The sequence below is a fragment of the Amycolatopsis sp. NPDC051903 genome (genome assembly GCF_044452505.1).
In the GTDB taxonomy this organism is placed as follows: domain Bacteria; phylum Actinomycetota; class Actinomycetes; order Mycobacteriales; family Pseudonocardiaceae; genus Amycolatopsis.
Map to the genome: position 1 here is coordinate 45,778 of NZ_JBITBT010000030.1, position 25,980 is coordinate 71,757.

The 25,980-nt window shown below is 67.5% G+C and carries 30 protein-coding genes; 10 read left to right on the top strand and 20 right to left on the bottom strand.

From position 1 onward, the window contains the following. Positions 1-50 precede the first annotated feature (50 nt). Entirely contained in the window at positions 51-737 is a 687-nt protein-coding gene (locus tag ACIA77_RS38995; RefSeq protein ID WP_395891150.1) for a haloacid dehalogenase type II, read from the top strand. A 313-nt stretch (positions 738-1,050) separates the two neighbouring features. On the opposite strand, the gene ACIA77_RS39000 is transcribed toward ACIA77_RS38995, so the two are convergent. The 3 genes from ACIA77_RS39000 to ACIA77_RS39010 all read right to left on the bottom strand — a co-directional run bounded on the left by ACIA77_RS39000 (position 1,051) and on the right by ACIA77_RS39010 (position 3,611). Then, a complete protein-coding gene (locus ACIA77_RS39000; protein WP_395891151.1) occupies positions 1,051-1,431 on the bottom strand; it encodes a pyridoxamine 5'-phosphate oxidase family protein in 381 nt (126 codons plus the stop codon). Positions 1,432-1,708: 277 nt separating this feature from the next. After that, positions 1,709-2,845 (bottom strand): NAD-dependent epimerase/dehydratase family protein, encoded by a 1,137-nt coding sequence (locus ACIA77_RS39005; RefSeq protein WP_395891152.1) that lies wholly within the window; start codon positions 2,843-2,845, stop codon positions 1,709-1,711. A 7-nt stretch (positions 2,846-2,852) separates the two neighbouring features. Next, positions 2,853-3,611, bottom strand: coding sequence for a maleylpyruvate isomerase N-terminal domain-containing protein (locus tag ACIA77_RS39010; protein ID WP_395891153.1), 759 nt, complete (start codon positions 3,609-3,611; stop codon positions 2,853-2,855). Between the two features lie 366 nt (positions 3,612-3,977). Between ACIA77_RS39010 and ACIA77_RS39015 the strand changes: the two genes are divergently transcribed. After that, entirely contained in the window at positions 3,978-4,730 is a 753-nt protein-coding gene (locus ACIA77_RS39015; RefSeq protein ID WP_395891154.1) for a maleylpyruvate isomerase family mycothiol-dependent enzyme, read from the top strand. Positions 4,731-4,866: 136 nt separating this feature from the next. Here the strand turns inward: ACIA77_RS39015 and ACIA77_RS39020 are convergent, their stop codons facing one another. After that, positions 4,867-5,496, bottom strand: a complete 630-nt coding sequence (locus tag ACIA77_RS39020) for a CGNR zinc finger domain-containing protein (RefSeq protein WP_395891155.1) — start codon at positions 5,494-5,496, stop codon at positions 4,867-4,869. Positions 5,497-5,630: 134 nt separating this feature from the next. Here ACIA77_RS39020 and ACIA77_RS39025 point away from each other — a divergent pair, with 134 nt between their 5' ends. Further along, positions 5,631-6,179: a carboxymuconolactone decarboxylase family protein gene (locus ACIA77_RS39025; RefSeq protein ID WP_395891156.1), complete on the top strand. Its 549-nt coding sequence runs from the start codon at positions 5,631-5,633 to the stop codon at positions 6,177-6,179. Between the two features lie 455 nt (positions 6,180-6,634). On the opposite strand, the gene ACIA77_RS39030 is transcribed toward ACIA77_RS39025, so the two are convergent. Further along, positions 6,635-7,765 carry a DUF3500 domain-containing protein gene (locus ACIA77_RS39030; protein WP_395891157.1) on the bottom strand — a complete coding sequence of 377 codons (1,131 nt, stop codon included), beginning with the start codon at positions 7,763-7,765 and terminating at the stop codon, positions 6,635-6,637. Between the two features lie 158 nt (positions 7,766-7,923). Between ACIA77_RS39030 and ACIA77_RS39035 the strand changes: the two genes are divergently transcribed. Then, positions 7,924-8,277 (top strand): hypothetical protein, encoded by a 354-nt coding sequence (locus ACIA77_RS39035; protein WP_395891158.1) that lies wholly within the window; start codon positions 7,924-7,926, stop codon positions 8,275-8,277. Between the two features lie 722 nt (positions 8,278-8,999). Here ACIA77_RS39035 and ACIA77_RS39040 read toward each other — a convergent pair. The 4 genes from ACIA77_RS39040 to ACIA77_RS39055 form a co-directional block, all read right to left on the bottom strand. Next, complete coding sequence (locus ACIA77_RS39040; RefSeq protein ID WP_395891159.1) at positions 9,000-9,566, bottom strand: manganese efflux pump MntP family protein; 567 nt, start codon at positions 9,564-9,566, stop codon at positions 9,000-9,002. 238 nt (positions 9,567-9,804) lie between these two features. Further along, positions 9,805-10,026 carry a hypothetical protein gene (locus tag ACIA77_RS39045; protein WP_395891160.1) on the bottom strand — a complete coding sequence of 74 codons (222 nt, stop codon included), beginning with the start codon at positions 10,024-10,026 and terminating at the stop codon, positions 9,805-9,807. Positions 10,027-10,609: 583 nt separating this feature from the next. Next, positions 10,610-11,143 carry a Chromate resistance protein ChrB gene (locus ACIA77_RS39050; protein ID WP_395891161.1) on the bottom strand — a complete coding sequence of 178 codons (534 nt, stop codon included), beginning with the start codon at positions 11,141-11,143 and terminating at the stop codon, positions 10,610-10,612. Between the two features lie 321 nt (positions 11,144-11,464). Beyond that, the gene (locus ACIA77_RS39055) at positions 11,465-12,217 is read right to left on the bottom strand and encodes an alpha/beta fold hydrolase (protein ID WP_395891162.1); all 753 of its coding nucleotides are present in this window, start codon (positions 12,215-12,217) and stop codon (positions 11,465-11,467) included. Positions 12,218-12,603: 386 nt separating this feature from the next. Between ACIA77_RS39055 and ACIA77_RS39060 the strand changes: the two genes are divergently transcribed. Next, the gene (locus tag ACIA77_RS39060; protein ID WP_395891163.1) at positions 12,604-12,777 is read left to right on the top strand and encodes a hypothetical protein; all 174 of its coding nucleotides are present in this window, start codon (positions 12,604-12,606) and stop codon (positions 12,775-12,777) included. 43 nt (positions 12,778-12,820) lie between these two features. Here the strand turns inward: ACIA77_RS39060 and ACIA77_RS39065 are convergent, their stop codons facing one another. Beyond that, positions 12,821-12,961, bottom strand: coding sequence for a hypothetical protein (locus ACIA77_RS39065; protein WP_395891164.1), 141 nt, complete (start codon positions 12,959-12,961; stop codon positions 12,821-12,823). A gap of 317 nt (positions 12,962-13,278) precedes the next feature. Further along, entirely contained in the window at positions 13,279-14,226 is a 948-nt protein-coding gene (locus tag ACIA77_RS39070) for an NADP-dependent oxidoreductase (RefSeq protein ID WP_395891165.1), read from the bottom strand. A gap of 210 nt (positions 14,227-14,436) precedes the next feature. Between ACIA77_RS39070 and msrA the strand changes: the two genes are divergently transcribed. Next, a complete protein-coding gene (gene msrA, locus ACIA77_RS39075; RefSeq protein WP_395891166.1) occupies positions 14,437-14,967 on the top strand; it encodes a peptide-methionine (S)-S-oxide reductase MsrA in 531 nt (176 codons plus the stop codon). On the opposite strand, the gene ACIA77_RS39080 is transcribed toward msrA, so the two are convergent. Continuing rightward, positions 14,948-15,574 carry a TetR/AcrR family transcriptional regulator gene (locus ACIA77_RS39080; protein WP_395891167.1) on the bottom strand — a complete coding sequence of 209 codons (627 nt, stop codon included), beginning with the start codon at positions 15,572-15,574 and terminating at the stop codon, positions 14,948-14,950. The two genes, msrA and ACIA77_RS39080, sit on opposite strands and share 20 nt — an antisense overlap. Positions 15,575-15,756: 182 nt before the next feature. Next, positions 15,757-16,314 carry a TetR/AcrR family transcriptional regulator gene (locus ACIA77_RS39085; RefSeq protein ID WP_395891168.1) on the bottom strand — a complete coding sequence of 186 codons (558 nt, stop codon included), beginning with the start codon at positions 16,312-16,314 and terminating at the stop codon, positions 15,757-15,759. Between the two features lie 753 nt (positions 16,315-17,067). Between ACIA77_RS39085 and ACIA77_RS39090 the strand changes: the two genes are divergently transcribed. Together ACIA77_RS39090 and ACIA77_RS39095 are read left to right on the top strand one after the other, a co-directional pair. After that, positions 17,068-17,697 (top strand): TetR/AcrR family transcriptional regulator, encoded by a 630-nt coding sequence (locus tag ACIA77_RS39090; protein ID WP_395891169.1) that lies wholly within the window; start codon positions 17,068-17,070, stop codon positions 17,695-17,697. 97 nt (positions 17,698-17,794) lie between these two features. Beyond that, positions 17,795-18,412, top strand: coding sequence for a TetR family transcriptional regulator C-terminal domain-containing protein (locus ACIA77_RS39095; protein ID WP_395891170.1), 618 nt, complete (start codon positions 17,795-17,797; stop codon positions 18,410-18,412). A 2-nt stretch (positions 18,413-18,414) separates the two neighbouring features. Here the strand turns inward: ACIA77_RS39095 and ACIA77_RS39100 are convergent, their stop codons facing one another. Further along, the gene (locus ACIA77_RS39100; protein ID WP_395891171.1) at positions 18,415-18,645 is read right to left on the bottom strand and encodes a hypothetical protein; all 231 of its coding nucleotides are present in this window, start codon (positions 18,643-18,645) and stop codon (positions 18,415-18,417) included. Between the two features lie 152 nt (positions 18,646-18,797). Between ACIA77_RS39100 and ACIA77_RS39105 the strand changes: the two genes are divergently transcribed. Continuing rightward, on the top strand, positions 18,798-19,130 hold the full coding sequence (locus ACIA77_RS39105) for a GNAT family N-acetyltransferase (RefSeq protein ID WP_395891172.1): 333 nt from the start codon (positions 18,798-18,800) through the stop codon (positions 19,128-19,130). Between the two features lie 436 nt (positions 19,131-19,566). On the opposite strand, the gene ACIA77_RS39110 is transcribed toward ACIA77_RS39105, so the two are convergent. Next, entirely contained in the window at positions 19,567-20,484 is a 918-nt protein-coding gene (locus ACIA77_RS39110) for an NADP-dependent oxidoreductase (protein ID WP_395891173.1), read from the bottom strand. A gap of 377 nt (positions 20,485-20,861) precedes the next feature. Beyond that, positions 20,862-21,779 carry a ferritin-like domain-containing protein gene (locus tag ACIA77_RS39115; RefSeq protein ID WP_395891174.1) on the bottom strand — a complete coding sequence of 306 codons (918 nt, stop codon included), beginning with the start codon at positions 21,777-21,779 and terminating at the stop codon, positions 20,862-20,864. A 225-nt stretch (positions 21,780-22,004) separates the two neighbouring features. Here ACIA77_RS39115 and ACIA77_RS39120 point away from each other — a divergent pair, with 225 nt between their 5' ends. Next, positions 22,005-22,310: a DUF427 domain-containing protein gene (locus tag ACIA77_RS39120; protein ID WP_395891175.1), complete on the top strand. Its 306-nt coding sequence runs from the start codon at positions 22,005-22,007 to the stop codon at positions 22,308-22,310. 66 nt (positions 22,311-22,376) lie between these two features. On the opposite strand, the gene pcaD is transcribed toward ACIA77_RS39120, so the two are convergent. The 4 genes from pcaD to ACIA77_RS39140 all read right to left on the bottom strand — a co-directional run bounded on the left by pcaD (position 22,377) and on the right by ACIA77_RS39140 (position 25,977). Continuing rightward, entirely contained in the window at positions 22,377-23,546 is a 1,170-nt protein-coding gene (pcaD, locus tag ACIA77_RS39125; protein WP_395891176.1) for a 3-oxoadipate enol-lactonase, read from the bottom strand. 275 nt (positions 23,547-23,821) lie between these two features. Then, the gene (locus ACIA77_RS39130) at positions 23,822-24,469 is read right to left on the bottom strand and encodes a nitroreductase family protein (protein WP_395891177.1); all 648 of its coding nucleotides are present in this window, start codon (positions 24,467-24,469) and stop codon (positions 23,822-23,824) included. 53 nt (positions 24,470-24,522) lie between these two features. Next, positions 24,523-25,317: an isocitrate lyase/phosphoenolpyruvate mutase family protein gene (locus ACIA77_RS39135; RefSeq protein ID WP_395891178.1), complete on the bottom strand. Its 795-nt coding sequence runs from the start codon at positions 25,315-25,317 to the stop codon at positions 24,523-24,525. 111 nt (positions 25,318-25,428) lie between these two features. Further along, positions 25,429-25,977, bottom strand: coding sequence for a carboxymuconolactone decarboxylase family protein (locus ACIA77_RS39140; RefSeq protein ID WP_395891179.1), 549 nt, complete (start codon positions 25,975-25,977; stop codon positions 25,429-25,431). Positions 25,978-25,980: the final 3 nt, after the last annotated feature.

Here is a 25,980-nt window from a genome sequence, read left to right on the forward strand (position 1 = left end):
CCGAGGGCGCATACGGCACCAGCAGTGGTCGTCGGCTCAGAGGAGCGCACATGAGCAACGAAACTCGGATCAACGTCGCGTTCGATCTCTACGGAACCCTTGTGGACCCGATCGGGATCGCGGCTGAAGTGGACCGTGTTGTGAGCGGCGGCCGAGGCGATGACCTGGCCAGGCTCTGGCGGTCCAAACAACTCGAATACTCGTTCCGGATGACCGCTATGGGCCAGTACTGGGATTTCGGCTGGATCACCGAGCGGGCGCTGGGGTTTGCGGTCGCCTCCACGGGCGTGGACGTGACCTCTGAAGCCACCAAGCACCTGATCGAGTGCTACGACAGGCTCCCGCCGTTTCCCGATGCCCTGCCGGCATTGCGCACCCTCGCGGCCGACAGCCAGCGGGTCGCGGTGTTCTCCAACGGCAGTCCGGACATGATCGAACGGTCATTGGAGAACTCCGGACTTGGTGAATACGTCCGGACCAAGGTGAGCGTCGATGACGTCCGGGCGTTCAAGCCATCGCCTGTGACCTATCGCCACGCGGCCGATGTTCTCGGCGTGCCGGCCCACGACGTAGTCCTCGTGTCGTGCAACTCCTTCGACATCGTTGGGGCCGCAGCGGTGGGCCTGCGCACGGTGTGGGTCAACCGATCCGGCAGCACCTTCGACACGATCGGCGACCAGCCTGAAGCCACGGTCACGAACCTGGCTGAACTCCCGGCAGTCCTGCGGACCTGGTAGGCCGGCCGGTAGCCGATCGATGACGCCGGCGCGACAGGACACATCGGCTCGGCCCAGCCGCCCGGCTTCGGCCAAGGACTGGCGGAGCCTGTCGACCTGCTTGACGACGTCCTGCCGGTGCTGGTCACCTTGCCGGTTCGGGTGGCCATTGCCGTGGTGACAGGCGTCCTCGATGCCGCCTTCCGGCGTTCATCAGGGCGAGCCGCGATGATCGGCCGGCCGGCCGTTCATCGCGGCTCGCCCATCGTCACACGAATCCAGCATGGGCACCGAAGGCGGCAATGCCTACCAGCCTGCACAGGCGGGGCCCAACCTAGTCGACCGCGGCCATCCGACCCCAGCCATGCCACTGCTCGATTTCGATCCAAGCGCTGACTCGACCGCGATCGCGTACCGGGTACGGCCGAGCTGTGTAGTGCCGGGAGATCCGATCAATGGTGGTCAGATCGGGGTCGTCGGACAGCTCCATGATCCGACCGCGCAGACTTACGTGGGTGTACCAGCTGTCGGCGTCCAGAACTGTGAGCGCTACCAACGGATTCTTGTGGAAATGGGCAATCCGCTTGCGACCCGCCTCCATGTTGACCAGAACCCGACCGCGTTCCCAGAGGTACCACGTCGGCACCGACACCGGCTGATCGCCGTCCACCGACGCGATTACCGCCGGGTTCGGCTGGGCCAGCAGTTTGCTCACCGCGTCAGGCAGTGGTGGTTTCGACACCGGGATCTCCTTTCTCACAAGGCTCGCTTCTCGGGACACCCCGGAGTCCACCATCGGTCCACCGTTCACGCGCCCTTCGACCAAGCCGGGATTCGGTGTGGTGCAGGGTTTCGGCCGACACCACAACTCGTTGAACTTCGTCGTCTCGGACGCGGACTTCGGACTCGAAGCACCAGGCGACGGACGTTCCGCCGGTGCAAGGGGCGCGTTCCGGTGGGATCGGGCCCGCCGGAACGCGCCGATCAACGCGTCACTGTTCGGCCGGCGGCAGGAACTTCCGGTCGATGAGGGACTGGAGGGCACGCTGGAACGTGACCTCCGTGTCAGCGACCTTGGAGAACCCGGACTGACGCAACTTGATGGTGCTCACGAAGGCTCGGGGACCTGCCGGCGCGCCATAGGCGAACGCGAAGTCCGCGTGCTGATCGCCTGCACCGACCAATTCCCGCAGGCTCAGCTGCCGGAGGCCGTACTTCTCCACGATCTTGTCCCAGATCTCGGCGTTGTCCGCGAGATAGGCAGCCAGGCTCTGTGGCTCGTCCGGCCCCGTCTCGACGCCGAGCGTCTTCGCCATCGCCGGCCATGCGTTGCGCCACTCGAAGACGTCGCCGTTGGTGATGTTGAACGCGCCGTTGGCCGCCTGCGGCGATTCTGCGGACCAGACTGCCACGTCACCGACGATGGTGGCGTCGGCGGCTTCCCAAACGAACGAAGGTCCGCCGGGGAAGCTGAACGGCTCGCCCTTTTCGCGCCGGATCGCGGCGTACGCGGCGATCGCGGGCAGCACGTTCAGCGCGCCGGGCACAGCTCCGGTGACCAGCTGCGGTCGCAATGCCGTCCACGTGAATCCGTGCGCAGCGCCCATCTCGCGCACGTAGTCCTCGTGGTCGAAGAAGAAGTTGGCGTGGTCGTCCCGCGGATCGCTCTCGCGCGCCGGGATCGGGATCGGGTGGAGGTGCACGCCGTACACCTTCGTTCCCTGCAGGACGCTGATGTGCTTGAAGTCGACCGCGTTGCGGACGATCGGCTCGACCACGTTGCGGAGCATCGCGTTGTTGGTGTCGATCTGGTCCTTGCTCGACCAGCCGGCCACCAGCTCGGACTTCTCGTAGATCGCGGTGTACGCGATGTGAGTGACGTCGGTCAGCGGCTCGAACGCGGCTCGCGACGTTGCTTCGTCCCGAAGGTCGACCGACACGAACTCGACCTCGCGGCCGCTCGGCAGTTCCGGCTTCCGCCGCGAGACGCCGATCACCTCCCAACCCGCATCGAGGAAGCTTTCGATCGTCGCCGTCCCCAGCAACCCGCTCGCGCCGGTCACCAGCACTTTGCCTGGCATGTTTTCTCCTTGGTGATCACTAGTTACGTGGTGGCGGGAAAGGTGCACGGTGGCTTCAGAAGCCGGGGAAGAGGGCCCGCAGGTCGTCCAGCTGAGCAGCTCCGGCGACCTTGAGGCCGTCCGCATCTCGGTTTCGGCCGTAGAACAGGCGCAGCACGGCGTCCCGGTCGCCGGCGATCTCGGCGTCGGGACTCGTGACGTCTGCAGGCTCTAGATGGACCTCGCCGTCGATCACCAGGGCTGCGTCCGGGAGCCCGATCCGCATCGGGGCGAGACGTGCCTTCACCTCTGCGTTGTGGAACCGGGTGACGACGAGATCAAGCCTTTCCCACAACAGATTCGATTCGGGAATCGTGGCCGACGGGTTGGTCTGGACTTCGATGTCCCAGGCGTGGAGGGACTGCTCCGACAACCGGTAACCGGCGTACTCGGTGACGCTGAGGAGACCGGCGAAATACGGGATGACCGTCGTCTCGCCTGCCGAGGCCAGGAGATCCCGGTGCCGGCGATCCGCCTCGTACCACGAGGACCGCTGTTCCTCGGCCGACATCGCATCCCACCGCGCCCACACCGGCCGGGTGTCGTCGGCGCTCGGCGGCGTCCGGTCGCCGGCCAATCCCCGCTCGACCAACGCGGAGCAAATCTCCGCGGCGCTACCCAAGTGCGACAGAACTTGGGCGACAGTCCAGCCGGTCGCGTAGGACTCCGCGCGAAGCGCATCCTCCGGAAGGTCCGCGACGATGGCGGAGAGCCGGGCGGAGCTGCCGTTCAGGGCGTTGAGCCAACGTGCATGGTTCATGCCGCTACCCAACACGAGTCACGTCGGCGAGATTTCCATCCGAGCATTCATGTCGGCGGCCCTAGCCATAAGCCCTTCTTCTGCCTCGGCGATCGTCCGGGATCCGGACAACGCGATGGATGCCCGCCGCACCTAGATCGTTCAGGGCACGGGACTGTAACCGCGGGCATCGAGGCATTGCGAGTACCCAGCCGTCGACAACACCTACCGAGCAGTCTTGCCGTGCCGATGACATAACCGCCGATGGGCACCATAACCAAGTCCGCTAGCCGAATGGCGGCCCATGGGAGGAAGAATGAGGCAAGCAGAAGAAAAGATCGCCCGCGCTCTGTCAGGAAACCGATGGACATCAGCACAGAAAGTTCACCCTGGCTCGCCGCGTTGGACAACAGCTCGACAACGCTGGCAAGATCCGTCGCCGGCCTGAGCCCGGAAGGCCTTCAACGCCCGTCGTACGCCCAGGCCTGGAACATCGCCGACGTCCTGGCCCACCTCGGCGCTTCCGCCGAGATCAGCACGAAGCTGCTGGAGCAGGCCGTGATGGAGACTCGAACTGGTCCAGCCGCCGACAGCCGACGGCTCATCCAGGAGCGGTGGCTCGCGATGTCTCCGGTCCGCCGGCGCGAGGCCTGGCTCGAAGCCGACGCACGACATCGACAAGTGCTGTCGGGTCTGAGCCCGGACCAGCGCGCGTCGCTCCGCGTGCCCCTTTTCGCTGGCTCCGTGACTCTTCCTGTCTACGTCGGGTATTTGCTCTCGGAACAGTCCGTCCACGCCTGGGACGTCGAGGTCGGGCTCGACCCGACCGCGACCATCCCTCGCGCCGAGGTCGATCTGCTGTGGCAACGGATCGACCGGGTCGCCACGCGATTCCGGGACCTGGCCACGCTGACGCGCCTCGCGCCGTGTCAGATGTCCGTCGAACTGGACGACAGGGTGCGGTCCTTGGCCTTGATCGTGGATACCGAGCTGCACATCTACCCGTGCGAGGCCTACGAGCCGGTGGCGACGATCTCGGGGTCGGCGGAGGCCGTCCTGCGGCTCGTCTACGGCCGCAATCGACCTGACGATGCCGTGACTGTGACCGGGAAGCACAGTCTGGCCGAGCTCCGCGCACTGTTCCCCGGTGTGTGAAGTTCGTCGAGGTGCCCGGGGAATCCAACGCGCGCCCGCCGTCGCCCACAAGGCATTGCTCGGAACTCGCGGGGCACTACTCGCCGACACGCGACTGTTGCAGAGCCTCCGTGGTCACCACCCAAGCGCGCGGCGATCAGAGTTCATCGCGAGGCGGCCGATGGCGGCGGTAGTGGCGAGCGACGCGCGCGCGGTTGCCACACGCTTGCGAGCACCATTCCCGCCGCGAGTGATCCTTCACGAAGAAGAACGAGCAGTTCGGCGCGAGGCACGCACGAAGACGAGCGCCGTGTTCACCGCCGAACAGCTCGACTGCCTGGTGCGCGATCAACCTGACCGCGACTTCGGGTTGCGACCCCGCGGCACGGATCACCTGACGCGGCTCGCCGTCCCGTGGCCAGGCAAGCTCCGGCCACGCCTTGGCAAACCCGTTGAGTGCGGCAACCGCTTCCGCGCGAGTCCCCATCGTCCCACCCATCGGCGGACGTGGGTCCCCAGTCGCGTCCATGGCCAAGCGGCGCAGGGCACTACGCAGTTCGCGCAGCTGCGCGAACGCGCGGTCCTCACCCCCACCGGGAACTGCGCCCGAAATCATGCCGGTCGCGCCCTGGATCCGGTCGTGCACCCGCTGCAGCCACGCCACGATGTCCGCGCTGGTCTCGAGTTCGTCGCGCACTGCACCATCTCGCTGCATCACGACGGTGTTCATCAAATCGACCGGCAACGGCTCACCCAAGAGCACGGAGGCCGACTCAGTCCTCTGCACATCGCCCAGAGTACCACCAGCTAATGGATGGCCACACGTACACCGTTTGACACGCCGCGGGGCCTCATGTCATCCTCCTAATGATCCCGCTGATCCCAAACATTAGATTGGCGTCCCAGACCGAGAGGAACGAAATGAGCACCCTGCCGCAGATCGAGCCCGGCCAGGCGTCCGCAGAGGCTGCCGACGCGCTCGCCGACGTCAAGAAGGCCCTCGGGGCCGTGCCGAATCTGGCCAAGGTGATGGCCAACAGCCCGGCGCTCGTGCGGGGCTGGATCGCCCTGTCCCGGGCCCTCGGCGAGGGCGTGCTCCCCGCCGACGTCCGGGAGCGCCTCGCGATCGCCACGGCCGAGTACAACGGCTGCGAGTACTGCCTGTCCGCCCACACCTACGCCGGCGCCCGAGTCGCCAAGATCGACAGCACCGAACTCGAAGCGGCTCGTGACGCCAAGTCGGCCGACCCGCACACCGCCGCCCTGCTCGAGCTGTCCGACGCGATCGTCCGCGGCCGCGGCACCATCGACGATGCGACGTTGGCCGGCGCACGGCAGGGCAACGTCACCGATGCCGAGATCGCTGAGGTAGTGGGCAACATCGCCCTCAACATCCTCACCAACTACCTCAACAACGTCGCCGACACCGACAACGAATGGCCGCTGGTCACCCCAAGGTCACGCGCCTGACGCCTGACCCCACCGCGACGCCGTTCACCCGGCCCCGACACCGGGTGAACGGCCCCCGGACTCTGCCCGCGCCGCGAAAACGTCAGTGCGTCAGAGCCGACGCGCCGTTTCAAACGGCGGTGAGCGGATCATTCCGAACTCGATGTCGGCGGCCTTTTCGGACAGTCAGTGGCCCTTGCTCCCCCGATCAAAACGGCGGTGGGGGCCGAGGCCGGCGCTTCCCTTGCGTTCGGGTGGTCGCGGCCGGATCGGACGGGGCGAACAGCGACGGAGATCGATGCGGCTTCGTTGCCGGAGTCCGGAATCCCAGACGAAACCGGCGTCCACCGATGTCGTGTCCGATGTGGATTCGTTGCCTTCACTCATTCACCGACGGGCACTGTGGACTCTCCCGCGGTCGGGTCGGTGCTCCGTGGAACTACACGGTGTTGGTGGCGCCTGATGAGCCCGGTGGTTCAGCGGTGCTGGTGGAACGTGGCGAGATGACGGGCGAGGACGTCGTCGCCGAAGTCGCCTTCGGGGTCGCGCCAGACGGTGTGGATGTGGTTGACGTCGCGTTGGGTGTTGTCGTACTCGGCGAGCAGGCGCGGGCCCTGGAGCCGGTAGTAGTGCGGTTGGCCGCGCTCGAATCCGCCTGCCCAGGCGAAGTGCACGTCGTGCAGCCGGTCGCCGGCGAATTTGCGCGCTTCGCGTTCGGCGAGTTCGTCGGGGATGCGGCCGAGGAACACGTCCAGGAGTGCCCGCAGTTGGTGCTGCTGGTCGCCGGTCAGGTCGATGGCGGCGATTCCCTTGGGGGTGCGGGTGAGGCGGACAGCCTCGTGGTGTTCGGCCGTGAAGCCGGCTTTCTCCTCCGCGCCGCGGTGCATCGCCTCGACCCGCCCGGCCAGCTCAGGGTCGGTGAACCGGCCACGCCAGACGTCCGGCAACGGCATCAGCAGCTCCCCGTCTGCGATGTGGGGGCGGTTGCCACCGATGATGTCGACGGGCGCGGCTGACGAGATCAGGGCGCGGTCGGCCTGGGCGTCGTCGAGGGAACGAACCAGGTCGCGAGCGAGATCTTCGGCAGCACCCAGCGGACGCAGGATATGGCCGCCCAGCAGCGGGGATTCGGCGGGGTCGGCCCCGAGGAAAGCGGGCGAGCTGGCTTGGACCCGCCCTTCGAGCACGAGGTGCTGGACGGAGACGTGGTGTCCGCCGAAGCGCCACGACCACGGTCCGGCAGTGGCCGGTTCGCCGAAGATCCGCAGCCAGTACAGCTGAGGGTCGCGACCGCGTTCCCGGCCCCAGCCGACCTGCCAGCCTTCGACCTGGTCGAGCACGTTCTCCAGGCCCATGATCGTCGTGGCGGTGACGTAACCGGGGTGGGACAGACCGGTGGCGAGCAGCTGCAGGGCACGGCTCTGTTGCGCGGGCCGCATGCGCTCCAGCGGCAGTCCGCCGTGGTCGGTCGGCGTGTAGTACCACCGGCGCCGTTCCTCGTCCGAGGGCCAGGGAACCAGCGCGGCGGCGCGCTGGCGGTCGTCGAGACTGCCGAGCCACGCGTTCGCAGCGTCGACCATGCGCTGGGCCGGGCCTCGAGGTGCCATCGGATCTCCGTACGTCGTCGTGTGGGCGGGAAGCCTCCCTGCTCGGCAACGTACGCCGCCCACTCCCGCAACAGACTGGTATTTTCCCCAGTGAACACCGCAAGGACTGTTGTGTTACACAGCGCCTGGTCGGTGCACCCGGGACGAGGAGTGGTGGCGTGCGTACTCACACCAGCCACGATGTACGGCGATGGCTCACGGGCGTCGGGTCGATCGCGGCGGCGGTCAACGCCGCAACTCCCCTGCCGGAGCTGCTCGACCTGATCGCTCGCACGGCCTGCGAGCTGACCGGCTACGACGCGAGCGGGGTCCTGCTGGCCGACGACGCGCACCGGACGCTGCGGATCTCCGGGTCGTCCGGCTTGTCCGCCGACTACGTCGCCGACGTCAACGAACGGCGCACGATCACGCTCGCCGACGGTCCGCTGTCCGGAGGCCCGTCCAGCCGCGCGTTCCGGACCGCACAGCCGGTGCCGATCGCGGACATCCTGTCGGACCCCCCGGATGCGTGAGCGACGCCACGCCGACCACCGAAGACGATCCGGACCAGGCAACACCACCGGGTTCATGCGAGCCCGAGGGCGCGGAGACAACGCGGCAAACCGCGACACGTCCCGACACCCCAGCAACCCCATACCCCAGGAAAACGACCTTTGCCGACATCACTCGACACCATCCGACACATCAGGGTTCGCACTCTTAACCAGCGGGGTTCGGGGTTCGAGTCCCTGATGGCGCACACAAACCCCAGGTTCGAAGCGTCTTTAACCTGGGGTTTTGTGTTATCTGGCAGACTTTCTTCCGGTTCTGGGACTGTCTACTGTGGTCGGTTCGGTGCCCGGGTTATTGGGATGCTGGCCACGGGATGATCTTGGCGGTGGGCGCAGCCGCCGCGAGCGCGGCGTCGGGCAGTACCGGGAGGGTAGGGGTCGGCGGTCACGGTGATCGAGGGATGCCGGGGCATGTTCTGCGCGGCCTTCAGGTCGGCGCCGCCGCGGGGGCCAGGCTTGAAGCGGTGTGGCGGCGGGTCGTGCAGGTGGATCGGTGGCAGGCCAGCCCGACGGGTGAGCCCTTGGAACCGGGGCGGTGACGTCGGTCGGGGGCAGCGGGCCGCCTTCAGGCGGAGTGAGCAACGAGGATCCCCGGATCCGCAGCCACCACGTGATCCGTTGCCCCAGCGCGTCCGCGGCGCTGGGGCAACCCCCGGCGATCTGCTGCCGAGGCCTTGTGGGAATCAGTCGTACGAGAGCGGCAAGGTGACGCCGAACGCCATCAACACTGCCATCAGGGTGAAGCAGGCGCCGACAAGCAGGTCGGTGTTGACCTTCGGGATCTTGGCCACGACGTTGGCCACGCCCCGGCCTAGCTGGTGCCCGACCAGCGACATCACGAAGGTCATGACGCCGAACAGAACCGGTGCGAGCCAGGGGTTGAAACCGGCGGCGCCCAGCGCGGTCCCGGCGGCGACGTTGTCGAGGCTCAACGGGATCGGGAGGCCCCACCTCGCCCACTTCAGATCCGGATCCGCGTGGTCGGGCGAGACGATCGCCCGGACGATGAGGAACACCCCGTACACCCCGAGCCCGACCATGACGATCACGTCGGTCACGTCCTCGTTGAGCGTGTCGCTCAACACCTTCCCGACAAGCAGGCCGGCCAGGGGCGCGAGGCCGTCCCACACGCCGAAGATGGCCGACGTCTTCACCGACTGCGCGAAGGTCGGCTTGAGTCCTCCGAGCACGAGAGAACTGCGGAAGTTGTCAAGACTGAGAATAAAACCCAGCGATATCAATCCGAACATTAAACGGTCCGTTCATCCAACAACGCCGACCGACCTCGGCGACGCAGCATCCAGCGAAACGCTGATCCACTACACGTTCGCAGGAAGGGGTTTGGAGTTTCACCATTCACGGGGAGTTTCCGTGCGACGGATACGACCAGCCGGCCGTCAAGGCACATTCAGCCGAGCGTCCCCATCTCGGGACACAATCTCAGCCCGGATTCACGAGGCCATCCGGCTGTGGATTCCCGGTCGCCGATCAGCCGTCCGCGTCCCCGTCACCGTTGTTGGGAATGCCGTCGCCGGGCTTGTTCGGGTCTTTCGGCATGTCGGAACTCTGCGAAGGCTTCGCCGAATCCGGCGTGGACGGTGCGGGCGTCGCCGAAGGTGCCGGACTCGGCGGCGCGCCGCCATCGCCGTCACTGCATGAGGCCGCGGTCCCCAGTACCAGCGCAGCCAGAACCGTGATTCCGGACATCACGTGCACAACATTGTGACTTCTCATGTCGGCAAAATTTCACTGTGCACCGGGAAGTGGAAGACGTTGTGGACCGCTTGCGGAGAATCAGTGACGAGCGGTCGGCGATCAGCCACGAACGGGTGAACTCCAATTCGTTACTGGAAGAAATGTAGCCAGTGTTACATCATCTCGGCGGCAACGCTATCACCAGCGGAAAATCGGGCCTTTCTGGCCTCGGCACGCCATCGTCGGCCACCCTCGATCGCTACCCCCACGGTGTGCCGACCCCCGACCTGGCGACACACCCGCCCGCGGATCGTGCACACTGAGTATCGATTCGGCTACTGTCGAGCACAATCAGCCTCGCCGTGTCCACCGTGCGGCCCCGCGACGATCGCCACCAGCACCACGACCGCACTGGACAGCTGCGTACGGCAAGCCGGCGATCAGCACGGGCGCCGGAGTCCTCCAGCACACAGGCCGGTGATGGCGAAATAGCCGTTGTGGTCAAGCACTGGTGCAAACCGGCCCAGGAACCTCGACAGGCGGGTGTTCCCGCGGATAGGTCAGAGCGCCCCTGGCCGGTTTCTTGCGGATCCTCGGGTCACATTTGGTGCAGGGCCCGGAAAACCTGTTCGGTGTAGTCGGCGAGCCGTTCGGCGCAGTGGTTCAACTGCTGCTCCGCTTCGGCCGCTGACGGCGCGCCGAACACGTCACGGGCCTTCAGGTCGCGGTGCCAACGGCGCAGGCGGTCGAGGCTTTGCTCCTCTTCTTCCAGCTCCGCCATGGTGAACTTGCTGTTGCGGACGTGCTTGTCGATCTTGATGTCGTATTTGCCGCAGTCGGCCAGGAATTCACGAAATTCGTCCTCCCGGTCGGCGGTGAACAGCGCGGCCAGCCTGGCGGTGTCCTGATCGTCCCGGCCAACCGCGTCCAGCACCACCACCTCGCCCTCGCCCCGCTGCGCCAGTTCGTCCACTCGCGACACTCCACTGGCGAACCCGGGCACGTCGGGTACCGCCCAGGTTCCCCGCCCGAGCGACAGCGCCCCGATCCGCCGCAACTCCCGCCACACGGCGACCCGGTGCCGCGACGGTTCGGCCGGCACCCGCACAACCAGGACCAGCCACCGCTCCACCCTTGTCTCGACCATGAAAATGAACTTAACATCTGTTACTCGCCCAGGAGCACCGATCTGTTCGGTCGTGTGCGCTTCGGCTCGACGAGCGTCTGGCCATCGACACCCAGGTCACCGGCAGCTCCACCAAGCTGCGGGGAGGGCCGCGCCCGTCGGCACATGCTCCGCACGAACGACGGCGACCAGGATTCCCGACCCGCCTGCGCCGACCCACAGCCGCGTCGGAGGAGGTGATCGGCGTGGTTCCCACCACCGTCGTATCGACGGTCTCGGGGGATGTCGATGGCGGTCTGGTTGAGGTTGGTGAGCAGGCCTGTGACCTCAGCTCTTGATGAACTCCAAGATATCGGCGTTGAGTTGTTCAGCGTGGGTGACGTACAGGCCGTGACCGGCAGCGGGATATTCGCGGTAGACGGCATGGGGCACCAGCTTCCGGGTACGGCGGCCGGTGACGTCGATGGGCGCGGACTGGTCGGCCACTCCGTGCACGACCAGCGTCGGAATCGTGAGGTGACGCAGGTCGGGGCGGAAGTCGGTGTGGAAGTTCGAGTGGAACATCGCGGCCGTCGCGAACGGCGATGCCGACAGGCAGCGCCGGACCTCGTGCTCGATCAGCGCCGGTGAGACGTCGTTGCCCAGATGTGTGGCGAAATAGCCCTGCGCTCGATCGGCGAACCACTTCGGCCGGTCCTTGCGCAACTGCGCCAGCGTCGCCTCGTTGACCGCCTCGGGAATTCCTTCGGGATTGTCCTCGGTCAGTTTGAGGTACGGCAACGTCGACGCCAGGAACGCGACACGGGAGACGCGCTCCTCACCGTGCCGGGACAGGTAGCGTGCGGCCTCACCACCGCCGGCGGAGTGGGCGACGAGCGTGATGCCGCGCAGGTCCAGGTGCTCGATCAACGCGGCCAGATCGTCGGCGCCGGTGTCCGCGCCGTAGCCGGAGGAGGGGCGGTCCGAGCGGCCGTGCCCCCGCCGGTCCAGCAGGACGCACCGGAATCCCCGCTCGACGAAGAACGGGACCTGGTACTCCCACATGTCGGCGTTCAGCACCCAACTGGAGACGAACACCATCGGCGTGCCCGCACCGTAGTCCTCGTACGACAAGCGGGTCCCGTCACCGACCTCGAAGAAAGGCATTTTCAGCTCCTCACCATTGTGTGATGACCCGATATTCGCCGAAGGCGAGAGGCCAGTCGATTACCTGACAGGTAACGACTCCTGCGGCCGTCTCGGATGAGCGCAGGAGTCCGGCGGTCTCCCGTGGTCCAGCCGGATCGGCGGCAGTCCGGAGGGCCGGATGATCTCCGCCGGATGCGACGGAGATCATCCGGCCGGATAGCGCGGGCGCAAGGGTGAACCGCGCCGAGTCGGCGACGTGCACCTCGATCGTCTGGTGCTCCTCCGGGCCGGCCAGCTTGGGTCCGACCGGTGAGACCACGGTCCAGAAGGCGCCGAGGGTGGCACCGAAGATCAATCCGGGCGATCAGCACCAGGGCGAAGTTCGGCGCCACCGCGACGACCGCGTTCGACGCCAGCACCGTCAGACCCAGGCGACGATGACGGTCGAAGCGGCCGAAGCCGAGGAAGAAAGGGGCGCCGCGATGCGGTTACCACCAGGGCGACCCTATTGATGTAGACGGTTCTCCTGCTGCAGGAAGGATTGCAGCATGGCCGTCACTTCGCGCGACTTCTCCTCCGTCGCGAAATGTCCCGAATTCCGCAGAACACACCCTCGACGTGCACGGCGTAGTCACGCCGCTGGTCGGCGATCACTTCGCCGGAGGAATCCTCGCCGCCGACCGCGAGGATGGGCATCTTCAATTTGTCCCGAGCCAAGAATTCCTGGCTGATGCACGTCCTCGGCCAACTGCGCCGCCGGGTAACCGGTCTTGGTGGACCTCGGAGTCGGCAGTGCGACGCAGGTCGACGGCGATCACCGTGTGGTTCTGAATCGCTTCGGTGTTGAGCGCCGAGGGTGAGCTACTTCTTATGGCGCGCCAGCACAGCCGGGAGGTGAGATGGGCGTTCGTTCCGGTGACCGCGAGGCAGTCCCGGGACAAACGACCAGGCCGGCGCAGGCGCGCATTGTGCTGCGTTCCAACGCCGGCACTGGTGCGTGAGGACCGAAGGGCTCAGTCTCCTGTGCGTCCGGGCGCGACCTGAAGGACGACGGGACCGCCGTTGGCGCCCGAAATTGCGCGCTCAAGCGCAGTCGCCGCGTCGGCCAGCGGGAGGACGGCGCCGACCGACAGGGTCAGCCGGCCACCGCTCAGCAGTGCGCAGAGCTCGGCGAGCTGGGCGGCGTCCGGGCGCACGTACACGTCGGCAACGCTGATGCCACGCTCGGCCGCCGGCGGGTCGCCGGTGATGGTCGCCATCCGGCCGCCCTCCCGCAGAGCCAGGATGGCGTCGGCGCTGCCTCCGGAGACCGCGTTGACGGCAGCGTCGACGCCGACGCCGCCGGTCAGTTCACGGACGCGATCGGGCCAGCCGGCGTCGTGGTAGTCGACGACTTCGGCCGCTCCGGCCTGCGTTACTCGAACCGCGCTCGACGGTCCCGCGGTCGCGATCACTCGGACCCCTCGCAGGGCAGCCAGCTGCACAACCAACCCACCGGTGGTGCTCCCGGCGCCGTGGACGAGCAGTGTCTCGTTCTCGGCGACCTTGAGCGCCTCGGCAAGGACCTGCTCCGCAGTCAGCGCGGGCACGGGGAACGCCGCCGCCGTCTCCCACGACACGCCACGAGGCTTCGGCACGACCAGACCCGCGTCGACCACCACACGCTCCGCCCAGCAGCCCTGGTGCTGCAGTTGAAGCGGATGACCGACGACCTCGTCGCCGACCCGAAGGTTCGTGACGTCCGAACCGACCGCGATGACCGTGCCCGCGACCTCCACCCCGAGCGCCATCGGCGGGGTCAGCCCGACGTGCCACGCCCCGGTTCGGACGATGTCGTCCCAGTTGCCCACGCCGGCCGCCTCGACGGCGAGCACCACTTCGTCCGGACCCGGGCCATCGGGCTCGGGGAGGTCGAGCAGCTCGACCCGGCCACCGACTTCACGCACTCCTGCAGCACGCATCACATTTTCTCCATTTCAGGTGAACAATCTTCCGGACCACCCGCGCGATGAGGGGCGCGGAACCGGTCCCGGCCGAACCGTCGGTACTGCAGCGCCTCCGCCTGGACCCTACCAGGGATTCTCGCCTTGATTGGGACTATATAGTCCAGTTAGAATCCGCTGACGCCAGGTTCGCGCTGGCGATCACCGAGAAATTGCAGAGGAGAGGACGTGACGATCGAAAGAGTGATCCTCGCCGGCGGCTGCTTCTGGGGGATGGAGGAGCTGTTCCGGCACCAGCCGGGCGTCGTGTCCACGCGCGTCGGCTACAGCGGCGGCGACGTCGCAGGCGCGACTTACCGCAACCACGGCACCCACGCGGAGTCGATCGAGGTCCTCTACGACCCCGAAGAGATCGCCTTCCGCGCCCTGCTCGAGTTCTTCTTCCAGGTCCACGACCCGTCCACGAAGAACCGCCAGGGCAAGAACGTCGGCACCAGCTACCGCTCGGCGATCTTCTACACCACCGACGAGCAGAAGCGCATCGCGGAAGGCACCATCGCCGACGTCGACGGGTCCGGCCGGTGGCCCGGCAAGGTCGTCACCGAGGTCACCCCGGCGGCCGACTTCTGGGAAGCCGAACCCGAATACCGGGACTACCTGCAGAAGCACACCCACGGCTACACGTGCCACTTCCCCCGTCCCGAGTGGAAAGTCCCCCGTGACCGACCCGGCGCCGCGGTCAGGCCTGGTACGCCCTGATGCAGTCGATCGCCATGTCCAGCGCGACTTTCATGGGCGTGCTGTCCTGTTGGGTTTGCGCGAGCAGGTACCCGCCTTGAAGAGCGCCGATCAGCCCGATCGCGAGCCGCTGAGGATCGGCGTCCTGACGCAGTTCGCCGGCGGCTCGCATCCGCTCCAGGCCCTGCGCGATCAGGCCTTCCCACGTTTCGAAGTGCACGGCGAGGGCTGACCGCGCCCGCTCGTTCCGATCGGACAGTTCACTCGCCATCGAGCCGAGCGGGCAGCCATACGCGCCGTTGCGGAGGGTATTGCGCTGGACGATCGCGTCCCGCCACCGTTCGAGGCCGCGGATCGAATTGAGCCGCTTCAGCAGCACCTCCTGCCGGGCGAAGACGTCCTCCGCCTGGCGGTCGATGACGCCCTGGACCAAGGCGGCCTTGTCATCGAAGTGGTGGTAGAGCTGCGACTTGCTCGTGCCGCTGGCGGCGCGCACCTCGTCGAGCGTGGTCGCGGCCACCCCCTTGACGGTCATCAGATCGACCGCCGCCTGCAGGATCCGGGCACGCGTTGCCTCGCCCCGTGCCGTCCGCCGGGGAGCCCTCGCAGTGCGCTCCGGTTCCACCACGGGAACAGGCTACCGCACGCGGACCTGCAACGACGCACGCGACAGCCGCCGCGAGAACCCCGTCATCTCGACGGCCGCCTCACGGAGTGGACCAGCCGCAGGCCTGACGTTCCCGATCATCACCCCAGCCCGGAGCAGCCGGTCCTCGCTGCCTCGTCGACGGATGGCGGTGGTGGGGTCGATCAGCGGCGCGCGGTCAGGACGTGGCGGAGCATCATGTCGAAGGGCTCCAGCACGTCGTCCGGCCCGCACGCCTTGCCGGAGCGGCCCATCGCCCCCACGAGCGCACCCATGACGGCGATCGCCAGCTCCATCGGCCGCGAGCCTGGCGCGAGCTCGCCGCGATCGCGCAGCCGCGCGAAGGCGTCCGAAAGCGCGGACTGCCATGGTCCGAGGCTCGCCGCCAGCGCCTCGCTGGCCCGTCCGTCGCGTCCGGTCAGCTCGTGGACGACGATGCCCAGGGGATACCCGGCGGACATCCGGGTGGCGCGATACGCGGCCACCACCCCGTCGCGCCACCGGTACAAGTCGCCGGGGGCGGCCGCCGTGATCAGCTGGAGGCCGGGCTTCGCGAAGACATCACGGATCTGGTCCCTCACCACCTCCGCGACGAGTGCCTCGGCGTCCGCGAAGTACCCCCGTAGCCAAGATCCGCTCACTCGCGCCAGGCCGGCGACCATGTCGAGGTCCATCGCCTGCAGCCCGCGCCGGCACAGCAGGTCCACCACCGCGGCCGTCACCCGTTGCCTCGCCGGGCCCCCAGCCGTGGCCCCCCAGGCCGCTCCATCTCCCGTGAAATCGCCGGTCACGCCTCGGTCCCCCAACCCACCAGAGCCTTCATGAGAGGACTAATAGGTCCAGATATTCGGTCAGCGATGGCGCGTGACCGGCCTGCGACGCATCCGCTTGCAGCGATCGCAGTAGCTTCACTTTTCGACCAAAACCCAGCATTGCTCGCGGAAATTCGGACATGGCGTTGAAGTTGTGTCACCTCGACGTCCAGCATGGTGCCCACCGTATACTGGACTTTTAAGTCCAAGCAAAGCTCTCCTCACGACCGCGCGCCGCTTCACAGCGCGTGACCCGACGGCGCACACGTGACAACTGCGGTCCCACCTGTGCCCTCACGTCGACCGCGGCCGGCCGCAAACCGAAAGGAATCGGTAAGGCCGGCTCCGTAGCAGCAGCAGAGTTCGTGACACGGCCTGACCGAAGATCGGGCGAACGGTGTGCCCTGCCGAGCTGCCCTGCCCCCGGGTTTCGCCCCGCGTTCCAGCCGGCCAAACGCGCGGTTACCAGGGACGATACCGTTGCCGCCGCCGGCACGCCGCGTTCCACCGAACCCCGGCTTCCTCGCTCCCACAGTCCGCGGACATCGCCGGCCGGCAGGCACCCTGCGTGCTCGCCGCGAGGCCCCGATCCTCCCCCAACGCGGACCGTGCGGTCCAGCTGGCGGTAGGTCGCGGGTCACACTGTGCGGTAATCTGACGGCCGTGGACGAACAGGAGGGCACGACGCAGACGACCCGGCTGACCGCACGCGGCGCGGCGACCCGGGCCCGCATCGTGCAGGCGGCAGTCGACCTGATGCAGGTCAAAGGGGTGGCCGCCACCACGCTGGACGACGTCCGGGCAGCCAGCAGCACGAGCAAGTCGCAGCTCTACCACCACTTCCCCGACAAGAAGGCCCTCGTGCGCGAGGTCGTGGCGGCCCAAGGCACGCAGCTCATCGCCAGCCAAGAGGACCAGCTGCGGCGGCTGAACTCGATCCGCGGCCTCGAACGCTGGCGCGACGCGCTCATCCAGCGAGCCTCCCTTCGCGACGGCGCCTACGGCTGCGCGATCGGCTCACTGGCCGCCGAACTGGCCGACCGGGACCAAGAAGCCCGCTCGATGCTCGCGAAGTACTTCGAGATCTGGGAGGAGCTCCTGGCCGAGGGGCTGATTCGCATGCGCGCCTCCGGCGCCCTCCGGCCGGACGCGGATCCCGAGAAGCTCGCGACCTTTCTCGTCGCCGCGCTGCAGGGCGGTTACCTGCTCGCGCAGACAGCACACTCGACGGAGCCGATGAAGCTGACGCTCGACATGGCGATCGGCCACGTCCGTACGTTCCTGGCCTCGTAGCCGCCCGCGCGCCAAGATCCAACAGTGGACGAGAAGGTCCAACAAACCTGCCGGGCCGAGGTGTACTAGCCCCCGCCTGTCCGCTAGTGTTCGGACCATGTCGGGTGACCAGACCGGGAGGCACGCCGAGGATGCCCCGGAGCCGCACCGGCTTGTGGTGACAGCGGCGATCGACCTGCTGCGTGAGCGCCGCCTCGGGGAGATCACCTTCGATGACGTCAGAGCCGCCAGCGGGATCTCCGAGGCGCAGCTCAGGCAGGTGTTCGAGAACGAAGACGCGCTTGTCGAAGCGGTCGTCCAGGCCCAAGTCGCCGGCGTGCTGGCCGGGCAGAAGCCTCTGTTGGAGCGGGTGCGCTCGCTCGCCGGTCTCCAGGCCTGGCGGGACAAGCTCGTCGAAGACACCCTCGTGAGCGGCGGTGCCGGCGGCTGCCCGATCGGGTCGCTCATCGGCGAGCTCGCCGGGCGGCACGAGCGTGGTCACCGCGCACTGGTCGCCGGGTTCGCGGCGTGGGAAAGCCTTCTCGCGGCAGCCTTCCGGCGCATCCAGGAGGGTGGCGAGCTCGACGCCGGCGCCGACCCGGAGAAGATCGCCACCGCCATCATGGGTGCACTGCAGGGCGGCTTCTTGCTCGCCCAGACGACGCGTGACCCCGACCAGCTGGCGACGGTTCTCGACGTGTCGCTCGAGCACCTGCGGGTGCATTCCCACCGGTAGCGTCAGCGAAATTCACCACCGAATTCGCGCACTGTCCGCAACAGGGCCTCGTGATCTCCTGAGCACGCACTGCACGACCGCAGATGAACCGACAGCCCGGGGAAACGCTCCTCGGGGTTTTCGCCGGCGGCTGCCATCTCCGCGTAGGCGTGGAGCGCGTCGAGTGCGAGGTCACAACCGACATCCCGCGGATCGGTGCGGAGGAACTCATCCAGTGCCTCCCAGTTGCTCATGTTTTGCCTCGAGACTTGTCATTTCCTGGATGATCGCCACGACCTCGGATGCCCGGCGCGCGGACTTGTGAAACGCAGTACTGGACTGTTAGCACCCACTCTTCGATGATTCTTACGAGTAAGAATCATCGACTCTGAAGCGCAGTAATGGCATGGACAGGGACAAGTACACCGACCTCGACATCCACGTGGACAAGAACGAGGAAACGGAAACCTACGACGCGTGGCTCGGCCCGGATCGCATCGGAACGTTGGTCTACCAGCTGACCGCCGGCCGGGTCGCGATGATCTCGGTCGCGGTGGAACGCGACTACCAGCACCAGGGCGTGGCCGCGGAACTGATCGCCAGCGCGCTCGAGGACGTCGCCGGCTCCGGCGGGAAGGTGACGATCGGCTGCCCGGCCGTTCGTTCCTTCATCGACGAGCATCCCGAGTACGCCGCTGTCGTCGACGGCAACCACCCCGGCGTTCGGTCGCGGCGCTGACGCCGGGCCCTGGCTGCCTGGCGAGGCCCGCCCAAGCCGACCCAGCGCTGAGTGCCGTCGCGATCTACACAGGACACTGAGGAAAGGATGACCGGCAGCGGCGCTCCGACCGGTGTGACGAAGGCCTTGGCCGACGCCGCCTCCACCGGTTCGGCCGGCTGTGCGCGCCGCCGCCGCATCGACGAAATCACCGAGGTACCGGTGCGCCGTGATCGGCCTCGACGCGAAACCGCGCGGCGAACTCGCGTAGGCACAGATGTGCGAGAACGAGCAGAACCCGCCGACGACAGCAAGCCGGCGTCATCGGACGGCCGTCGGTCGGCGGGTTTGCCGGTGGGCACGACTCCGCGACGGACCAGCAGGACACTCCGCCGCCGGCCACCTGGTTGACGCCGGTCCGCGCGAAGCGGTCAGGATCAGCCGCCGTCCGGACTCCCTACGGACGAACGCGGATGATCGTCTTTCCCTTGGTCCGCTCTGTGGGGTTGAAGGCGGCAACAGCGTCATCGAGGGTCGCGACGGTGCCGATGGTCGTCCGCAGCCGTCCGTCCCGTACCCGCTGGACGATCTCACCCAGCTGGGCCCGGTCGGCCTCGACGACGAAGTCGATCGCGCGCCCCTCGGCCGGCCGAGCCTCGGGCGGGCCGGCGATGGTCACCAGCGTTCCTCCGGCTCGGACCAGGCCCGCGGACGCCTTCCCGATGTCCCCGCCGATGACATCGAAGACCAGATCGACTCCGCCGACCTCTTTCAGCGCGTCGTTGTCGAGATCGACGAACTCCTGCGCGCCGAAGTCGAGCGCGGCCTGCCGGTCGGCAGCCCGGCCGGTGCCGATGACGTAGGCACCCGCCTCACGCGCGAGCTGCGTCACCATCGAACCGACTCCCCCAGCCGCGCCGTGCACGAGGACGCTCTGCCCCGGCTGGACCTGGCCGTGCACGAACAAGCCCTGCCACGCGGTCAGGCCCGAGATCGGCAGGCTCGCGCCGACCGTGAAGTCGACGTCGCCCGGGAGCGGCGCGAGGTTGCGCGCCTCGACGGCCGCGTACTCCGCCAACGTGCCGTCGCGCGTCCAGTCCGTGAGGCCGAACACCCGCTGGCCCACCGACAACCCCGCCGTGCCGTAGCCGAGGGCGCTGACCACACCGGCCAGCTCGTGGCCCGGGATCGACGGCGTGCGGTCACGACCGAGGCGATCGACCCAGGCCGACGGCCACGTCAGCTCACCCGGGGTGAACCCCGACGCGTGAACCTCAACGAGAACATCGTTCCCCGCGGCTTCTGGATCAGGTCGCTCCTCGAGCGTCATCCCGGCCGTTCCCACGGTTTGATCGGCCACCACAATCGCCTTCATCCCGCACCTTCCTGTATCCAGCCTTCGCCTGCACGGCACTTTCAGTACACCGGTATTGCGGCATCAGACCTCAGCGTCTTACCACGCTGATCAGCGGAATGTCGAACCTGAGCGCGATTCGTGATGGCCCACTCTCCGGCCGCGTCTCCACCACGGGCGTCCCGGGGAAGATCTTCTGGCCGGCTGCGCGTGGATCGTGTCAGAAGCCGACGCCGGGCCAGGCCTGACAACGAGCAGCCGGCGTTCCGGGAGCAGAAGGCCGGCCCGTCCACGCAGATCCTCGGCGCGAAGGGAGGTTACTGTTCGCGTCCATTCCCGGGACCAGTTTCGGCTCCGTGAGCTTTCCCGTCGGAACGGCCGGATGACGGAGGCGGAAACTAGCCGGCGGTCGGTCCCGTGCCCTGCACGATGTCTCCGTTGAGTCCATCCGGGTAGAAGCCGCCGGAGGAGCCTGCGTGCGAATCGAGGTAGACGATGTTGAGGATCTCCGCGGCGCTCCTGCCGAAGGCACGACCGTACTCATCGGTGGGCACCAGGTTGGCCTCGTGCTTGGTTCCGAGATCCTGATCGTCGTCGGCGGGACCGCTGACCGCGTTGCGAACCGCGGAGATCTTGTGCACGGCATCGAACACCGACTCGTCGGCGAGCCCTTCGGCGAACAGCGTCGCCCGCACGACCCCGGCGTGGTAGGCCTCAGTGGCCAGCAGGCCGGCCGCCGCGTCCAGGTAGGTCTTGTTGGAGATGAACGGCGCCGCCCCCTTGAAGGCCGTGACTCCGACGTCCTCGAAGAGGAAGGCAGCGAAGAGGAAGTTGCGGTCGTTCGCATAGGCGTCGAAGATCTCGCCGGGCTTGATCAACCCGGCCGCGGTCGCCGCGGCGGTGAAGCTGTGGTCGAGGGAGATCCGGGGGCGCGCAGCGGCCGCGTCACCGAGCGCATTGCGGAGGAACGCAACGTGGGCTCGCTCGTCCATGGCGAGTTCCCGGGCGATGTTCTTGATCACGGGGCTGCGGAAGTCGACCTGTCGTCCACCGGACACCTGTCCCGGCTTCCCCGTCCCGCCGACCAGGTCATCCGGCAGGCCCTGTCCCGTTGCGCCACGAAGGTAGAACTCGGCTTCGAGGTACTCCAGGTTGAGCGCGAAGTTCAGGATCGAGGCGTCACTCGGTCCTTCTTCCGTCGTGGCCGTCGGCGCGCCGCCGGCGGCTTCCGCGACCATGCTCGAGAGTCTGGCGCGATCTTCGGGTGTTTCGGCACTGCGGTTGATGGCGTCGTCGATGAAGCGGTTTTCGGACATCTTGGCTCCTGTGCTGTTCGATGAGGACGATCGCGCTCAGCGGCGGATCGCCGGCAATCTCGGATAGACCGTCGATACCGGCCGCCATCTTCTTAGTCGAAGTGGACGAAAAAGTCCAGTTTGAACCTTGAAGCGGGCCCGCTGGGCGCAACCTCGTGAAGCCCCGTAAGACCCGGCCGTCGGGGCGCCACAGACAGTCGACACAAGAACGAAGGGTGTGTGCTCGTGAAAGCCATCGTGGCAGGGATCGTGATCGCCGAAGCCGAACCGAAGGACCTGATCTCCATCGAGGGCAACCGCTACTTCCCTCCGGCAACGATCCGGCAGGGCAGCCTGCATCCGAGCACCACGGCCTACACCTGCCCGTGGAAGGGTGCTGCCCGGTACTACGACGTCGTCGGCGACGGCGTACAAGCACGCGACGCGGCCTGGTGCTACCCCGAACTGCGCCAGTCCGCCATCGACCGGGTCGGGAAGGATTTCTCCGGCTACGTGGCCTTCGACCCGCGGCAGACGGACCTCGTCGACTGACCGGGAACCTCGGCCAGAAGACCGCACCACTGCTCAACCGGACTGACGACGCCAGGCCCGACCAGGTCAGTTTTCCTGCTCCGCCAGGACTTTGCCGGCAATGGCGAAGGCGGTGTTCGCCGCGGGGACGCCGCAGTAGATGGCCGACTGCAGCAGGACTTCCTGGATGTCGGCGGGCGTGAGTCCGTCCTCGAGAGCGGCCCGGATGTGCATGGCGAGTTCCTCGTGGTGGCCGTTGGCGATCATCGCCGTCATGGTCATGCACCGGCGGGTCGTTCGCGAGAGGCCGGGACGGGTCCAGACCTCCCCCCAAGCGTAGCGGGTGATGAAGTCCTGGAACACGGAGGTGAACTCGGTGGTCCGGGAGATCGCCCGATCCACGTGGGCGTCGCCCAGGACGGCCCTGCGTACGGCCATACCGGCCGCATAGCGGGACCCGTCGTCGCCGGGGACTGTCGTGTCGCGGGTCTCGCCGTGGCTGTCGAGATGGCTGCGCAGCGCTGCGAGGACGGCAGCGGGACGTTCGACCGGCGCGAGGTGCGCCGCGTGCGCGACCTCCGTGAGGCTCGCTCCGGGGATCCGGTCGGCCAGGAGCCGCGCGTGGTCGACCGGCGTGGCGAGGTCCTCGCGGCCGGCGACCACCAGGGTGGGCGCGGTGATGCGGGACAGTTCGGCCCGGAGGTCGAACGCGGCCAGTGCGTCGCAGCTCGCGGCGTAGGCCGTGGGGTCGGTGGCCCGTAGGTCGGCGACCAGCGCCTGGGCGGCGGGATCATCCACGAAGGACGGGGTGAACCAGCGGCCGCCGGCGGTGTCGGCAACCGAAGCGATGCCCTCCGTGCGGACGAGGCGCGCGCGTTCGCGCCAGCCCTCGGGCTCCCCGAAGCGCGCCGAAGTGCAGATGAGCATGAGCGAGGTGACGCGGTCGGGGTGGTTGACCGCCAGCCACGTGCCGACGGCTCCGCCGAGCGAGATCCCGGCGTATGCGAAGCGGTCGATGCCGAGCCGGTCCGCGAGAGCGAGGACGAGGCCGGCGATGTCGCCGACCGTGGCGAAAGCGGGCAGCAGCCCGGCGGGGGAACGGCCGTGCCCTGGCAGGTCGTACCGGATCACCTGACGGCCACGAGCCAGGGCCGCCGCCTGCGGCTCCCACACCGACAGCGAGGTACCGAGGGACGGTCCGAGCACCAAGGGGGGCGCGCTGCCCGCTCCGTCGGTGCGATGGTGCAGGACGGTCATGTCGTGTCTTTCGGGCTGGTGGTCATCAGAACGGTGGCGCCCCGGTTGTCGAGAAGCCGTGAGCACGGCCGGAGCCCGCGTCCGACGTCGTCGAGACGCCGGCCCGGATCGGGCTCCGGCCGTTGGTGCCGAGCCGGCGTGGCCGGCCCACCTCACCGATGCGAGGCCCCGGCCGGCGGCGCCTGCCGCCGGCCGGAGTTGCCCGGGTGGGCCGGCGGCGAGGACCGAGGTGTCCGCGATCCCCGTACTCCAGCCGTTCCCCGTGCCGCGGAGGTTTAGATGAACGTGAACAGCCGGTCTGTTTCGAAGCGCGAGATCGGGCCCTTGTACGCCTTCTCGGGAACGGGGTACCCGAGAGCCAGCAGCACCGTCGTGGTGTGACCGGTTTCGCGGATCTTGAAGGCCTTGTCGACGCTGGTCGGGTCGAACCCTTCGAGCGGTGTGGCGTCGACGCCGAGTTCAACGGCCGCCATCATGGTCATGCCCATGACCATGTAGGTCTGTTTCTCCATCCAGTGGTTCAGATCCTTGTAGGCGTAGTTGCGCAGGTTCAGGAAGTCGCGGGTCATGAACTGCCACATCGCGTTCTTCTCCGGGTCGGGGAACCGACCGTCGGCGGTCTCTTTGGCGAACACGTCGTCGAGGTGGCTGTCCGGCACGTCCGCCCGGGTGGTGAGGATGATGGTGTGGGACGCGTTCAGGATCTTCGAGCTGTTGTCCTGGAACCGTTCGCCCAAGTTGTCCGCGAGCTGCTTCTTGGCTTCGGCCGACGCGAGGACGTAGAAGTGGTTGGGCTGGATGTTCGTCGAGGTCGGCGCGGACCGCAGAAACCGCAACAGTTGCTGAAGAGTTTCTTCCGGGATCGTTTTGCTGCCGTCGAAAGCCCTGGTGAGGTGCTGGTTCATCAGCTTGTCGAGATCCATGTCAATCTGCCTTCTTCTTGCGACCAGTAGGTGAACGGTGGTGGTTTGTGCGGTTAGTTCTTGGCTCGGGCGATCAGTTCGCCGATGCGGTCGAAGCTCATCCCCGTTGTCGCCGACGCGAGGTCACCCGCGAGGAGCGCGTTGGTCGCCTGCTCGAGCGCCGCCATCGCGTTGGCGTAGAGGAACGGACCCAGACTGATGCGCTTGACCCCGGCCTTCTGCAACTCGGCGACGGTCAGCACCTTGTCCGAGGGCGACACGAGGATGTTGACCGGCGTCGGCGCGACGGCGGTGACGATCGCGTCGAGTGCGTCGAGGTCGGGCGGGAACGGCGCGTAGAGCACATCCGCGCCGACCTCGGCGAAGGCCGTCAGCCGCCGGATGGTGTCGTCGAGATCGGGCCGCCCCTGGATGAAGTTGTCGGTGCGGCCGGTGATGACGATGCGCCCCTTGGCCGCCTCGACGGCGCTGCGAACGCGATTGACAGCGTCGTCGAAGTCGCGGATGGGTTGATCCGGATTCCCCGAGGTGTCCTCGATTCCGATCCCGGCCAAGCCGAATTCGACAGCGGCTTCGACGGTCCCCGCGACCTCTTCGGGCGTGTCGCCGTAACCGTCCTCGAAGTCCCCGTTGACGGGCAGCCCGGTGAGCCGGCCGAGCAGTCCCGCGTGCTCGAGGTGCTCGCCACGGGTGACTTCGTGACGTCCGTCGGGCCGGCCGAGCGTGGCGGCGAGCGCCGCCGACGATGTCGCGATCGCCTCGAAACCGGCGTCGGCCAGCATCAGCGCCGAGAGACCGTCCCAGGCGTTCGGCATGACGAGGCCACCGTCGCGGGTGTGCAGCGCCATGAATTTCTCGTGGAGTTCGGAGCCCGGCATATCGCACCTTTTCTGAATGGACATCGGGGGCCGTGACGGATTACCGGGCTGTCTGCGTTGCCCTGGCGGGGGTTCCGGCGATCAGCTGGGCGTACCGGCCGAGTTGACCGCGGGGATGTCGACGTCGGTCTGGTTGACGTTGTTGATGAAGTTGGTGAGCAGGGCTTGCACGGCGACCGTGACGATCGCCAAGATCTGCGGATCGGTGTAGCCGGCGTCTCGCACCTGCGCGAGGTCGGCGTCGCTGACCTGCCCGCGGCTCTCGATCACCTGCTGAGCGAAGCGAGCGGCGGCGGCGCGCTTGGGGTCGACCGCGCTCCCGGCACGGCTGAGCTCGATGTCGTCGCTCGACATCCCGCCGAATTCGGACGAGACGTAGGAGTGCATCGCCAGGCAGTAGCCGCAGCCGTTGGCTTCCGAGACGGCGAGCGCGATGCTGTGCCGGGTCCTCGCGTCCAGAACCCGGCTCAAGGTGCCCTGCAGCGTCGTGACAACCTCGAGCACAGTCGGATTCGAAGCGATCATCTGGAACATGTTCGGCACGAAGCCGAGCTGAGCTTCGACGTTGGCGAGGATCGGCTTCGCGCCGGCGGGGATGTCCTCCAGAGGGGGAACGTTCAGTCGTGTCACAGC